The sequence below is a fragment of the Fluviispira sanaruensis genome (assembly GCF_004295685.1).
Lineage (GTDB): Bacteria > Bdellovibrionota_B > Oligoflexia > Silvanigrellales > Silvanigrellaceae > Silvanigrella > Silvanigrella sanaruensis.
This window is the reverse complement of record NZ_AP019368.1, coordinates 1,795,675-1,808,377: the sequence shown is the minus strand read 5'-3', so window position 1 is coordinate 1,808,377 and position 12,703 is coordinate 1,795,675. Positions and strand designations below refer to the sequence as shown.

Genomic DNA, 12,703 nt, shown 5'->3' with positions numbered 1-12,703 from the left:
CGTGTATTGAATTAGGAGTGAAAAATGAGTGAACTTCAACGGTCTTTACTTGAAGAAATTCGAGAAAAATTTGAACCTATTCGGAGGTATCTTTGACACTCCATTAAAACGCAAAAGGGTTCTTGAAATCGAGTCAGAAAGCAATACAGATATTCATTTTTGGAACGATAGAAAAAAATCTTCAGCATTATTAAAAGAAAAAAAGAATATCGAAGATGGGATTTTATCTTGTGAGTCACTTCTGAAAAAGTTTGAAGACATTCTCGTTGCGATTGAATTTGGCGAAGAGGGTGATGAGCAGTCTATAAAAGAAGCTGATACTGGGGTTGAAGAACTCGCTAAAGAAGTGCAAAGCTTAGAAACGAGAAGGCTTTTATCGGGCGAAACGGATAAAAATAGTGCAATTGTGACTATCAATGCAGGAGCTGGTGGCACAGAAGCCTGTGATTGGGCAATGATGATCATGCGAATGATCTTACGCTTTGCTGATAGAAAAGGATTTAAAGCTGAAGTTGTCGATGAGTTGGAGGGTGATGGTGCTGGTATTAAAAATGCTACAATCACCATTGATGGTGAATATGTTTACGGATTATTAAAATCAGAAAATGGTGTGCATAGACTTGTTCGTATTTCTCCTTATGATTCAAATGCACGAAGACATACTTCATTTTGTTCTGTTTTTGTCAGTCCTGTCATTGATGATGACATTAATGTTGAATTAAAAGAAAGTGACTTAAAAATTGATACCTACCGTGCAGGTGGAGCAGGTGGTCAGCACGTTAACCGAACAGACTCAGCTGTACGCATGACCCACTTACCGACAGGAATTGTTGTGCAGAGTCAGCAACAAAGAAGTCAAATTCAAAATCGCGAAACATGTATAAAACTTTTAAAAGCTAAGCTATATGAACTCGAATTAAATAAGAGACAGGCTGAATCAAAGGCAATTGAAGATGCTAAAATGGAGAATGCATTTGGTTCCCAAATTCGTTCTTATGTTTTGCATCCTTATAAACTAGTTAAAGATGTGCGCACTCTCGCTCAGAGCAGCGATCCATCTGTCGTGCTGGATGGCGATATTGAAGAATTTTGTGTCGAATACTTACGGCAACATGCAGCAGGGCAATTTATAGGCAAAGGTGGAGGAAGCGATGAACTCGACTCCTAATACATTTTTTAAAATACTCTTTAGCGAGAGAGATCAATAGAGATAAGGATATCCTATGAATATTCAAAATGAGCTTCTTTCTATTATTCAAGATGTACCTAATTTTCCAAAAGAAGGTGTTATTTTTAAAGATATAAATCCTTTGCTCAGAGATCCTGTAGCAATGAAAAAGGTCATTGCAGAAATGGTGGGATTTGCGCGTGAATTGCAAGTACAAAATATAGTTGGAATTGAAAGTCGTGGTTTTTTCTTTGGCTTGCCCCTTGCCTTGCAAATGAATCTTCCTTTTATCGCAGCGCGAAAAAAAGGAAAATTGCCTGGAATTGTAGTAAATGAATCTTATAATTTAGAATATGGATCGGATTCAATTGAAATTCAAAAGAGTGCATTAAATATTGGCGAGCGCTATTTGATTGTGGATGATGTGATAGCAACAGGAGGAACCGCAAAAGCTTGTTCCAATATAATTGAAAAAAGTGGAGCTCAAGTCGTCGGTTTTTCCTTTTTGATAGAGCTCGCTTTTTTGCGCGGAAGGGATCTCTTACAAAACAGCGCTTATAAATTTCCAATTCAGTCGCTTATAAATATAACATAATTTTATTATTGTGAAATTTTATCTAGATTTAATTTTTATAAAAAAATATTAAAAAATATATAATTAATTTTTATATCTCGTACTTAATAAAATATATAAAATTTTGTTGAAAATATTTGTATAAAATTGTAAATAAATACATAATGTATAATGTAAATTATTTACATTATACAAATTTATTTCTTGAATTGCTAAAAATTATTAAAATTTAAATATTAATAAATAGTTATTAATGTCTTTTTCTTTCTTTTAAATGGATTTAATATGAATAAAAGAAAATGTGCAAGCTTGTTTTTCTTGTCCTTAATTCCTTACTCGTGCAGCTCTGACTCAACTCAATTTGAGCACAATGAAATTATTCCCTGTAATACATTTACAAACAGAGATAGTAGCATTCTCACGCCGCTTGAATCACCCATCGACATTTTGCAGGGTTTTAATAGCTATGTTCATACGGTTCAAGGAAAATGTGTACAAGCAGAGATTTTAAATCCTAAGCAAATCAACACGTCGCATGTCTATAGACTTGAAAACCAGAGTTATAAAGAACTCTTAAAAACCATAACAAGCACTCTTGATTCTGTATTGCCAATAAAAATTGCAGATTCTTCTATTGCCATTCAGTTTGCCAAACAATCTGAAGCGCATTCTCTGAGCTGGAATTACACACTTGTAAGTGAAATTAGACCTGAAAGTAGAAAATTGGATGAAAATCACCCAAAGCGTCTTATAAAAGGGTTGGAAAAATATTTTGATAAAAATGGTAAATTGATAGATTTTTATGGGTTCATGGATAAATGCGGGAATGAATTTATTATTAAGCAAGATTTAATCGCCAAACTTGTTATTACTATTAAGCTAGATTTTGATTCTTTGGAAGATAAAATTGAATTCTCCAAAAAAGTTGGATCTTCAATATCAAACTTATTCGGTGCAGAAAATCCCAAAACAATTTCTTTTGCTTTTAATTCCCAATTTTTAAATAAAAAAATGAAGAAAAAAACTCATATTAGTATTGATGCGATTCAATTTGGGGGCGATCCTCTTAAGTTAACTCAAATATTAAAATCTGATGTTTCATGCGATATTAATAATATGGATAAATGTGACAAAACATTTTCTAATTTAATAGAATATCTTGAAGATTTTAAGTCACAAATTGATATAAATAATTTAAACAATTTAGCAGTCGTAAATTCGGAAGCAAAGAAATATAGCAAAGAAAAAATATTAAATAGTAGTGATCATTTACTTGATTTTTCAATACTTGATCATAAAAACGATGAATTAGAACTCATAAATGTTTTTAACGATATTAAAACATATTTTAATATTGAAAAATACAATAGAGATTTAGCTATTAAATATAGTGATTTAGCTATGTCAAAACCTCAGGAGAATCAGCTGGCAGAAATAATTAATAATACAGAGGCAAATATTAATATCTTAGAAGGTTTGAGTATCTTGGCGCCTGAATCCTTAAAATATACAAATTTAGTAAGACGAGCACAACTATCCGCCAATGAACTTAAAGATATAAATATAATAGAAGCAAAAGAGAAACTTTTCGATATTAAAAAAAGTTATAAAAAATATAGAAAGGATTATAGTACTGATATTCTCGAAAATTTCATTATAGCAAGGGGAAATTTTCGACCAACCTCTAAGAAACATATTTTCAACATAAACTTTATTCAAAGAATCGATAGAGTTTCAGAAGATATTGCACAGTTTAAAGTATTTTTTAATAAAATTGATAATGAAAACTTTAAATCATTTGAATTTAAATTTCAGACAAAAGAAGATATAAATTTGAATAAAGCATTTGTAGATATATACTGTAATATACCAAATGCTAGAGATAAATTATTATTTAAAAATATTCGGTCTGGTTTTAACCCTCATTTTACATCATTTGAGGGATTTAAGCACAGTGGCTGTTCAACAGAATATGGATTCTATGTTGCAAATCCGAAAGGGTTTGAAAATGCGGAGGATGTTATTATTGAAATGATTGGTAAAATCTGACAAGCACCTATAATTATTAATAAATCAAGTTAATTGCAATTTTTTTGCAATTAACTTGATTTCTAATCACTCTCATTGTAAAAGCTTATTGCAAAATTTTTGCAAATGATTCAAGAATGAGGTTTCTTAATGAATTCAACTAAATTACCAGTCACTCTTCTCTCTGGCTTTCTGGGAGCAGGGAAAACAACTCTCCTGAACCATATTTTAAATAATAGAAGTAATCTAAAAGTAGCTGTCATAGTGAATGATATGAGCGAGGTTAACATCGATGCCACTTTAGTCAAAGGCACAGCAGCTTCACTTTCGCGAACGGAAGAAAAGTTAGTTGAAATGACGAATGGCTGTATTTGTTGCACTCTGCGTGAAGATTTATTAATTGAAATTGCAAAACTCTCACAAACACAAAAATTCGATGCACTGATAATAGAATCTTCCGGAATTTCGGAACCCATGCCTGTTGCAGAAACGTTTACCTTTGAGGATGAAAATGGCAAAAGTCTAGCAGATTTTGCAGAATTAGATGCCTGTATAACTGTTGTTGATGCATCACAATTTTTAATTGATTACTGCTCTTCAGAATATCTGAATGAAAAAAAAATTGGCTTAAATGAAGAAGATGATCGAAATATATCTGATTTATTAATAGCACAGATTGAATTTTCTAATATTATAATTATTAATAAAATAGATTTGGTAAGCAAAGATGAACATGAAGAACTCAATTCAATCATCAGAAGGTTAAATCCAAATGCAAAAATAATGACGTCAATAAATAGCAATGTTCCTCTAAATGAAGTTTTATCAACAAATCTTTTTAAATTTTCTGATGCAGAACAAAATGCAAATTGGTTATTAGAAGAGAGAGGGGCACACACTCCCGAAACAGAAGAGTATGGAATATCAAGTTTTGTTTATAAGGCGGATAAACCCTTCCATCCAAAAAGATTTTGGGATTTTATGAATAATGAATCTGAAGGCATAATTCGTTCAAAAGGCTTTCTTTGGCTGGCAAACTCACCAAAATCTTTAGAATATTGGTCACAAGCAGGGAGCTCATGCCGTGTTGAACAATATGGTGAATCTGATGATTTGTACCAAGAGGTTGTTTTTATCGGGCAGAATCTAGAAAAAAATAAGATTATGGAAAAACTCAATAGCTGTTTATTGAGTCAAGAAGAAATGCTTATCCCAGAAGAACTTTGGCCAGTGGTATATGAAAGTGATGAAATAAATTAAAACACTCATTCAAACGGAACACTGGGATGCACAGTATACGGACAATGCTTACAATCATTTTCACAGCAGTAACCTCTTTTTATATGAAATAATTGAGTAAAAACCATAAAGCCATCTTCGTTGAAATAGAAATCAACTCCTTCAATTAATTCTTGTTGTTTATTATTTTCATACATAAATTTTAACTTTACATGCTTAAATTAGAATATACTGAAATAGACAATTTTAACGAATTGATATTAAATTAGAATATAAATAATGTAAAGGAAAAAATATGAAGCTCTATTATGCTAAGTTTGCAAGTTCTTTAGGTGCTCATGTCATACTTGAAATGCTGGGGATTCAATACACAGCGAGTGTTGTTGACCTTATCAAAGGTGAAAATAGAACTCCCGATTTTTTAAAATTAAATGCTTTGGGTAATGTCCCCATTCTCCTTTTAGATGATGGAGTCATTCTCACTGAAAATTCAGCTATTTTACAATTTTTAGGGGATTATAAACCTGAGTTAAAACTTATTCCTAAAGCGGGCACATTTGAGCGTTACAAAGCAATAGAGTGGCTTGGTTTTATAACTTCTGAACTGCATAAATCAATAAATCCTATTTGGTTAATAGATGACTATGTGAGTGAGGATAAAGCAAGAAACGAGTTAAAAAATAAATTTATTACGCTTTTAAAAGATAAATTGAAAGTTGCAGAATTGCGATTAGATAATAAAGATTATTGTCTAGGGAGTAATTTTAGTGTTTGTGATGCATATTTATTAACAATTTTGAATTCAGTTCGTTTTTTAAAAATAGATATTTCTGAGTTTAAAAATATAAATTATGTTTATGAAAATATTAAAAACAACATATATGTAAAGAATACTTTAAAAATTGAAGGAATTGTTGATTGATTATATTTTCAAATTAGATTATTTGAAATACCTATAAATAATTATATAAAGTAAGTAAAATATTTTTTAATAAAAAATGAATTTATATTTTATTAAAATTTTATTACTAAAAATTAATTGACATAAAAAAAAATTATAATAAAGTAACAGAGGTCTTGTTGATCAATATCATCTACGAATTTTAGGAGGATATATGAAGATACGCCAAATTAAATATTCGATATTTCTATCGGTATTGACACTTTCTCTTATTTCATCAAATTCAGCATCAGCAAGTAAAATCTACAATTCACAACATTTATCTCATTTTTTAGCAAATTCATTTGCAACTCAAACGGGAGAATTAGATGAGACTTTTGGCGAAAAAGGTGTTGTAAAAGTTAGTTTTGGCACAAGTCATAATAAGTTTAATAAATCAATAGCTTTGTTAGATGGCGCAATATTAAGCGCAGGAAGTTCAGTGACTGAAGATAATTTTACTGCGTTTACACTGGTAAAATTTAATTCTGATGGTACCCTTGATGATTCTTTTGGTAGTAATGGAGTTGTTCATACTAAAATAGGAATATCTTCAGAAATACTTTCTATATCGGTTTTGAACGATGGAAGTATAATAGCTTTTGGTAAAGCTGCCTTAGCGCCCGATCAGTATCAAACAGTTCTTGCGAGTTACCAACCAGATGGTACTTTAAATACGTCTTTTGGTAGCTCGGGAATTATTGTTGTTGATCCTTCTATTGTCTTAGCATCTGCGCATACAATTTCATATAATAATGCGATTATTCTAGGAGGCTATTCGATTGCAAAAACATCGCGTGGAGCAAATGCAAAAGTATTTACGATTGCTAAATATGATTTGAAAGGAAATATTGTAACAAAATTTGGTACACAGGGAGTGACTAAAACTCAAATTGGAGTTTCAGCTAATGTAACAAGTATTCATGCAAAAAAAGATGGTTTGATTATAGCTGCTGGAGTATCACAAAATGCAGATCTAAATAATCAATTCACCCTAGCAAAATACTTTTCTGATGGATCTCTGAATAAAACATTTGGACAAAATGGAATTGTGCAAACAAAAATTGGTAACAATGCAAATATCACTTCTCTATCTGTAGGAGTAGATGGTTCCTTATTTGTAGGCGGATATTCTATCCAGAAATACTTAAGCGAAAGTAGCTATGTTATTACATTAGCAAAATACAAACCAAATGGATCTCTTTCGAATTCATTTGGTACAAATGGAATTGTATTTACAAAAATCTTACAAAATGATTATTTGACCAAACAAATTTTGCAGGATGATGGTTCTATATTGGCGGTTGGTCTATCTAAAGATAAAACAGCAAATAATCAATTTATTCTTGCAAAATATGATCCAAATGGTTCTTTAAATACTGCGTTTGGTCAAGAAGGAATTGTACTTGGCGATTCTCTAGATTTAGATGCGAATTTTGTAAATTTAACATCAACAAGCGAAGGGAGTCTTTTTGTTTCTGGAGAATCTTCTGGAGAAGCTCAAGCTGTTCTAGCTAAATTTAATTAGAGCTTTCTGCCAATATCCTTGCTGCCTCTTCATCATCAAGCAGCACAAATCTTCTTTTTTCATCATTGTAAGAATAAACATCTGCAGTTGCTATATCAAACCACCAGCTGCAGATTCGTAAATTTCCACTTTTAATAAGATCCTGAACAATTGGATATGACTCTAAATGAATTTTCTGTTCGAGCACATTAATTTGAGAAAGTTGATTGTGTGGTTGTAATCCCGGATTTATTTCAAATCCATCAAGCATTTTTTGCAATGCGGGCTCGCCATATTGCAGCCAAGAGCGCAAATTTGGAGATGAAATAGCATTTCTATTTTTAACCAGCGATTGCATAGCTCCACATTCAGAATGTCCACAGATGATGATACTTGAAACTCTGAGTTGCGTGATGGAAAATTCGATCGCAGCTGCTTCGGACTCATCTCCAACCGAGAAACCATTGCGACTGCAAGGGGGAATGAGGTTTCCAACATTTCTAACAACAAACAGGTCTCCTGGGTCAGTAGACGCAAATAAGTTTGGCACCACTCGGCTATCAGAACAGGCAATAAATAAAGCATCTGGTGACTGCCCTAAAGCCAATCGTGCAAAGGTATCTCTGTAACCAGGTAATACTTTTTTTCTAAATTCTGTAATGCCATTAATGAGTTTTTTCATAGTTTTTTCCTTAAACAATCCAAGCTGTCGCGAATTTTTATTTTGGAATTTATAAAAACCCTTAACGAACAAAAACGAGATACTATTTTGTTGCATCCCGTTTCAATGGATTTTTACAGGATAGCATGGAAAAATACAAATAGGTGACATAATGCTGAGGGGAGGACAAAATTGAAATATATTTTAATTTTAATACTTTTTATGCAATTCTGTGCCAACGCTAATCAAAAGGTAATAAAGATTGGTTACTTCGAAGCATTTCCTTTTGTCTTTAAAAATAAATTTAATAAACTAGTTGGAATTTTATTTAATAAATTATTAAATCATTTGGGTTTAGGAGGGAATTATAAAATAGAGTTTTATGAGTTCCCATTAGCGCGCGCATTTTTTGAATTGCGAAAAGAAAATATAGATATTTTCTCGCTTGTAACGGAACAATCATTTATCGAGATGAAAGTTACGCATCGTTCAATTGCGGTATGCAATATTCAAGAATATATTTTTGTGCCAAAAGAAACTTCATTATATTTAGGATTTTCTAAAAAATTAAGTCCGAAAATTATTTTACAAATTAACGAATTAATTCGAAAAGAACAAAAAAATCTAGAGGTTATATGTTCTTTGGATTGATTATCGGAATAAATATTGATTTTGTATTTTTTTCCGATAAAGGTTAAGTGTTTTTTTTGAATATATTATTTTTATTAGAAGGTTTTTATGAAAAAAGCAACAAATCTTCATAGGGTATTATATAGGAGTGAGCAAACTCAAAAGTTTGGTGAAGGTGAACTGGAAAAAATATTAAGTTCTGCTCATAAAAATAATACAGATCACAATATCACAGGAATATTAATTCGAAGGGGGATTTTTTTTCTCCAACTTTTAGAAGGTGATATCAAGAATGTTGTAGACATTTTTAGTAAAATTAAAAGAGATTTGCGTCATAAAAATATAGAGGTCTTATTGAATGAAGGAACTGATTCAAGGGTTTTTCATAAATGGACTATGGGTGTGATTGAAGATTCATCTTTATCGAATTTGCCTGAATTACAAAAGACAATTGATGCAATTATTAAGCAAAAAGAAAAAGATTCAAATGTAAAAGTAATTGAAATATTAAAATTATTCACTTCAAGTTTAAAGAAATAAGACATGGACTAAGGTTTCTCCGCAATAAGACCTATAAAGACTGAGTCTTCTCCGATTATATTAGAGTCTGGGATAGCCCAATGGATAGCTTCAATATGTATATAACCCGCATTTTGAATTTCTTGGATAAGTGGAATTGGGTTTGAAACAAATAAACGTTTTATTTTATCTTTGCCTAAATAAATAGGTCCGGCGTCTGTATTTTCTTGTAATGTACAAATTTTTTGTAAAGAATCCCCAACTCCTTTAAATGAAACTGCTAATATGCTATTGTGTGGTTGAATGCGTATAAAGTTTTTGTATAACTTTTGCCGTTCAGTTTCCGTCAGCAAGTGAAGAACTGCATTTGCATAAATTCCGATAAACTCATCTCGTATATCTTTTTTCAAATAATCAAAAATATTTATATCAATAATATTAAGATTGATATTTTCATTTTGCATTCTTTTTTTCATTAAAGATATAGCTGTTTTACTGCTTTCAATGGCTGTGACAGAAAAACCTTCTTTTGCTAAAGTTATGGAATGTTCACCTGAGCCAGCGCCAAACTCAATTAATTTCGCCTGATTATTATTAATATCCTTTACATGCTTAATGAAAGCGCTTAGAAATGGGGTTGTCTGTGCTCCTAAGGTCCCTAAGCTAAAACCTTTATAAACGTCTTTGCTCCAAACTTCTTCAGAATGATCGACTGCTGTTTCATTTATTACATGAGCTTTTTCGTTCATTTTATTGTTCATAAATTTGCTTTCATTTTATGAGTTAATGATTGAATTTAATATATCAAATTTATGAACATAATTATTTATTTAATAACTCAATAATTTTTTTCTTAATTTCAACAAATTTAGAATTATTGCTATTTGGAATTTTACTTACATCTGTTGCACCTGTAGCAAAAATGTCATCAAATATTTTTAGGATATCTTTTTGACCTTCTATGTATCCCTCATTGTGACCTTCTTTATAATCGTGGTTGTCTTTATGTGAATGCCCATGTTTTTTGCTCATACTAAATTCCCTATATATTATATTTTGCCAAAGAAGAATTACTTTCGCTTTATCATCGGCAAAATTATGGGAATTATAAATAATTAATTATAGATAACCTTTCTCATAAAGACCTCTGAATGTTTCCCCTGAAAAATCGTCTGGAGGTGCGAGGTTCTTGCTATGAGCGGAATTTATTGCTTTTAGTCGATTCATTTCAGCAAAGTAAAAACTCCAATTTTTCCCAGATTGAATAGAACTCAACATTTCATCACGACCGACGGCTCCTCCTCCAATAGCTATGACTTTATCGGCTGTATTGACTACGATTTGCGAGGTTGGAGAGAGGGTATTTTGCTTCTCTGGTAAAAATCCCCCCCAATAGCTATCTGTTACGTAAATGACTATGTCCGCTGAAATTGAAAGGGGCACATTGTATTTTTTAGCTTCTGAAGAGACTATTCCCAAAGTATTGAATCCCATTTCTTTGGCGAGGGGATAGACTTCTCCAATTCCTTCCGCTGTAGCGCCAATGCTTACAATTGTATTTTCTAAGCCATGATGTTCTAAATGTTCTTTTAGCTCTTTCCTTGCATATGCCAGCATTTCGTTTTTATCTTCATACCCAGCACCTGAAAAACCAATAAATGTTATGATAAATTTCTTTTGCTTATTGATAAACTGGATAGCCTCATTCGCATTCATTGAATAAATAGTTTGATTTTGTGAATTATTTGCAGAATATGCAGAAGAAAAAGTCAAGAGCAGAGATAAAGTAATAATTTTTTTCAAAATAAATCCTTGTAAATTTAGTAAGAAGTAATACTCTTACTTTTTTATTTTTATCTTGTTTTAATAATCTGAGTCAAACTTATTTAATAGATTTCTTAATAGACTTTTACACCCATAAATATTTTTAAAAGAGAAAATGAGCGAAGAGTATAAAATTGGAGTACTTATGTTGGAGAGATCTCTTTATTCAGTTTTATGAAAAAGATTTAGTTTAAAGTATTCTATTAAAAGAAATCGAAGAACTTTATAAATAAAATTAGTATTTCTTTTTTCTCTTAAGTAAAAACTCCATTAAATAAAGATTTGGAAAACTAAAAAGGTATAATTTTTGCTTTTTGTACTTCCTGTTGACGATGATCGGCTGCTGCGACCGCCACCACGGCCTCCTTTAGCTGTAATTCTTTCGTGTGCATTGTCTGTCTGATAAATATTAAATGGCAAAGGAGTTGAAAAACATGTACTTTTGCATTGAGAGGAATCGGCTGTGAAATATTAAAAACACATAAGCCGATCATTAATCGTAGAAAAAGAATTAATAATTTCCTCATTTTCATTCCTTTTTACTTTAAAAAAGAAAATTATGTAACACAATATCTTAGCTAACAAAACTCAGTAATAGCAATAGAAAGTTTCTTTCAAGCAAACTTTTAAACCCGATTAAAATGTATGTAAAAAACACAAAATTTTATTAACACATTGTATTGAAAAAGGAAATATATTGAAGTAAAAATTTAAACTTAACTAGTATTTATCTAAAGCTTGGAGTTCGAATGAAAAAACTTGCCAAAAAAAATGTTGAAAGCTATAAATGGGGAAATAATTGCGATGGCTGGAAATATGTTGATAGAAAAGATTTGAGCTTCATCTTGGAAAGAATTCCAGTAAATTGCTTTGAATCAGCTCATTTTCATAAAAATGCAATGCAATTTTTTTTCGTGCAAAAAGGACAAGCAAAAATTTTAGCCAATCATAAAGAATATATTTTAAATCCTCAGGAAGGACTTGAAATAGAGAATTATACTGTCCATAGTGTGCACAATTGTGGTGAAGAAGATCTTGAAATTATATTAATCTCAACACCGAAAGCACATGGCGACCGTATTAATGTTTCTTACACACTCAGGAATGCTAAGGTCGATGATTGCGCGCAGCTTACAGAACTCGCTTCTATATCCAAAGCTTATTGGGGTTATCCAAACGAATGGCTTGAGCTATGGAAAAAAGATTTATTTATTACAGCGAAGACTCTTAAAGACTCAGTTTCTGTGCTTGCGGAACAGAATGGGGTCATAATCGGTTTCTGGTGCAGAGAAGCGATTCAAACAGAAAAAGTAACAGGTGGTAGTTTATTTATTCACCCAAAATATATGGGTCAAGGACTTGCTAAGAATTTATGGCGCGCTTTGTCATTGGAATTAAAAGAAAAAAAGATAAGTTCATTTCTAATTGAGGCAGATCCCAATGCAGTCCCTTTTTATTTATCGATCGGAGCGGTGCAAGTCGGCGAAGAATATTCTAAAGTTATTAAAGAAAGAAAAATCCCAATTTTAAAGTTAAACCTTGAGTTGTGATACTTGACTCAAGTCTTTTCATTCGATATGTGCATAGCTGCAAGTGCATTTATAGGGAGATAA

The 12,703-nt window shown here is 31.4% G+C and carries 15 protein-coding genes; 9 read left to right on the top strand and 6 right to left on the bottom strand.

The features are described 5' to 3' along the window. Nucleotides 1–24 precede the first annotated feature (24 nt). The 4 genes from prfB (at nt 25) to EZS29_RS07595 (ending at nt 5,030) form a co-directional block, all read left to right on the top strand. A protein-coding gene (prfB, locus tag EZS29_RS07610; RefSeq protein ID WP_130608327.1) for a peptide chain release factor 2 occupies nt 25–1,168 on the top strand; the annotation gives its coding sequence in 2 pieces (ribosomal slippage) (nt 25–84 and nt 86–1,168; 1,143 coding nt in all). A gap of 55 nt (nt 1,169–1,223) precedes the next feature. Then, nucleotides 1,224–1,763, top strand: coding sequence for an adenine phosphoribosyltransferase (locus EZS29_RS07605; protein ID WP_130608324.1), 540 nt, complete (start codon nt 1,224–1,226; stop codon nt 1,761–1,763). 264 nt (nt 1,764–2,027) lie between these two features. Further along, nucleotides 2,028–3,791, top strand: a complete 1,764-nt coding sequence (locus EZS29_RS07600) for a hypothetical protein (RefSeq protein WP_130608321.1) — start codon at nt 2,028–2,030, stop codon at nt 3,789–3,791. Between the two features lie 129 nt (nt 3,792–3,920). Further along, nucleotides 3,921–5,030, top strand: a complete 1,110-nt coding sequence (locus tag EZS29_RS07595; RefSeq protein WP_130608318.1) for a GTP-binding protein — start codon at nt 3,921–3,923, stop codon at nt 5,028–5,030. 5 nt (nt 5,031–5,035) lie between these two features. Here EZS29_RS07595 and EZS29_RS15905 read toward each other — a convergent pair whose 3' ends face one another. Beyond that, nucleotides 5,036–5,206, bottom strand: coding sequence for a C1orf53 family protein (locus tag EZS29_RS15905; RefSeq protein ID WP_172603837.1), 171 nt, complete (start codon nt 5,204–5,206; stop codon nt 5,036–5,038). Nucleotides 5,207–5,304: 98 nt separating this feature from the next. Between EZS29_RS15905 and EZS29_RS07590 the strand changes: the two genes are divergently transcribed. Continuing rightward, the gene (locus tag EZS29_RS07590; protein ID WP_130608315.1) at nt 5,305–5,931 is read left to right on the top strand and encodes a glutathione S-transferase N-terminal domain-containing protein; all 627 of its coding nucleotides are present in this window, start codon (nt 5,305–5,307) and stop codon (nt 5,929–5,931) included. A 193-nt stretch (nt 5,932–6,124) separates the two neighbouring features. Further along, nucleotides 6,125–7,477: a hypothetical protein gene (locus tag EZS29_RS07585; RefSeq protein WP_130608312.1), complete on the top strand. Its 1,353-nt coding sequence runs from the start codon at nt 6,125–6,127 to the stop codon at nt 7,475–7,477. On the opposite strand, the gene EZS29_RS07580 is transcribed toward EZS29_RS07585, so the two are convergent. Beyond that, the gene (locus EZS29_RS07580) at nt 7,470–8,138 is read right to left on the bottom strand and encodes a carbonic anhydrase (RefSeq protein ID WP_130608309.1); all 669 of its coding nucleotides are present in this window, start codon (nt 8,136–8,138) and stop codon (nt 7,470–7,472) included. The genes EZS29_RS07585 and EZS29_RS07580 overlap by 8 nt on opposite strands. A 171-nt stretch (nt 8,139–8,309) precedes the next feature. On the opposite strand from EZS29_RS07580, the gene EZS29_RS07575 reads away from it, so the two are divergent. Together EZS29_RS07575 and EZS29_RS07570 are read left to right on the top strand one after the other, a co-directional pair. Next, nucleotides 8,310–8,768, top strand: a complete 459-nt coding sequence (locus tag EZS29_RS07575; RefSeq protein ID WP_130608307.1) for a type 2 periplasmic-binding domain-containing protein — start codon at nt 8,310–8,312, stop codon at nt 8,766–8,768. A gap of 87 nt (nt 8,769–8,855) precedes the next feature. Then, nucleotides 8,856–9,287, top strand: a complete 432-nt coding sequence (locus EZS29_RS07570) for a BLUF domain-containing protein (RefSeq protein WP_130608304.1) — start codon at nt 8,856–8,858, stop codon at nt 9,285–9,287. 8 nt (nt 9,288–9,295) lie between these two features. Here the strand turns inward: EZS29_RS07570 and EZS29_RS07565 are convergent, their stop codons facing one another. From EZS29_RS07565 to EZS29_RS07550, 4 genes are all read right to left on the bottom strand, one after another. After that, entirely contained in the window at nt 9,296–10,027 is a 732-nt protein-coding gene (locus EZS29_RS07565) for a class I SAM-dependent methyltransferase (protein WP_130608301.1), read from the bottom strand. Nucleotides 10,028–10,088: 61 nt separating this feature from the next. After that, nucleotides 10,089–10,298, bottom strand: a complete 210-nt coding sequence (locus EZS29_RS07560) for a hypothetical protein (RefSeq protein WP_130608298.1) — start codon at nt 10,296–10,298, stop codon at nt 10,089–10,091. 87 nt (nt 10,299–10,385) lie between these two features. Next, nucleotides 10,386–11,069: a hypothetical protein gene (locus tag EZS29_RS07555; protein ID WP_130608295.1), complete on the bottom strand. Its 684-nt coding sequence runs from the start codon at nt 11,067–11,069 to the stop codon at nt 10,386–10,388. Between the two features lie 311 nt (nt 11,070–11,380). Next, a complete protein-coding gene (locus tag EZS29_RS07550) occupies nt 11,381–11,617 on the bottom strand; it encodes a hypothetical protein (RefSeq protein WP_130608292.1) in 237 nt (78 codons plus the stop codon). Nucleotides 11,618–11,839: 222 nt separating this feature from the next. Here EZS29_RS07550 and EZS29_RS07545 point away from each other — a divergent pair, with 222 nt between their 5' ends. Then, nucleotides 11,840–12,640: a GNAT family N-acetyltransferase gene (locus tag EZS29_RS07545; RefSeq protein WP_130608289.1), complete on the top strand. Its 801-nt coding sequence runs from the start codon at nt 11,840–11,842 to the stop codon at nt 12,638–12,640. Nucleotides 12,641–12,703: the final 63 nt, after the last annotated feature.

Bases quoted from the DNA above. Each gene is read 5' to 3' on its own strand.
- EZS29_RS07560 (WP_130608298.1), bottom strand. From the start codon at position 10,298: ATGAGCAAAAAACATGGGCATTCACATAAAGACAACCACGATTATAAA.
- EZS29_RS07565 (WP_130608301.1), bottom strand. From the start codon at position 10,027: ATGAACAATAAAATGAACGAAAAAGCTCATGTAATAAATGAAACAGCA.
- EZS29_RS07585 (WP_130608312.1), top strand. From the start codon at position 6,125: ATGAAGATACGCCAAATTAAATATTCGATATTTCTATCGGTATTGACA.
- EZS29_RS15905 (WP_172603837.1), bottom strand. From the start codon at position 5,206: ATGTATGAAAATAATAAACAACAAGAATTAATTGAAGGAGTTGATTTC.
- EZS29_RS07580 (WP_130608309.1), bottom strand. From the start codon at position 8,138: ATGAAAAAACTCATTAATGGCATTACAGAATTTAGAAAAAAAGTATTA.
- EZS29_RS07600 (WP_130608321.1), top strand. From the start codon at position 2,028: ATGAATAAAAGAAAATGTGCAAGCTTGTTTTTCTTGTCCTTAATTCCT.
- EZS29_RS07590 (WP_130608315.1), top strand. From the start codon at position 5,305: ATGAAGCTCTATTATGCTAAGTTTGCAAGTTCTTTAGGTGCTCATGTC.
- EZS29_RS07550 (WP_130608292.1), bottom strand. From the start codon at position 11,617: ATGAGGAAATTATTAATTCTTTTTCTACGATTAATGATCGGCTTATGT.
- EZS29_RS07595 (WP_130608318.1), top strand. From the start codon at position 3,921: ATGAATTCAACTAAATTACCAGTCACTCTTCTCTCTGGCTTTCTGGGA.
- EZS29_RS07570 (WP_130608304.1), top strand. From the start codon at position 8,856: ATGAAAAAAGCAACAAATCTTCATAGGGTATTATATAGGAGTGAGCAA.
- EZS29_RS07545 (WP_130608289.1), top strand. From the start codon at position 11,840: ATGAAAAAACTTGCCAAAAAAAATGTTGAAAGCTATAAATGGGGAAAT.
- EZS29_RS07605 (WP_130608324.1), top strand. From the start codon at position 1,224: ATGAATATTCAAAATGAGCTTCTTTCTATTATTCAAGATGTACCTAAT.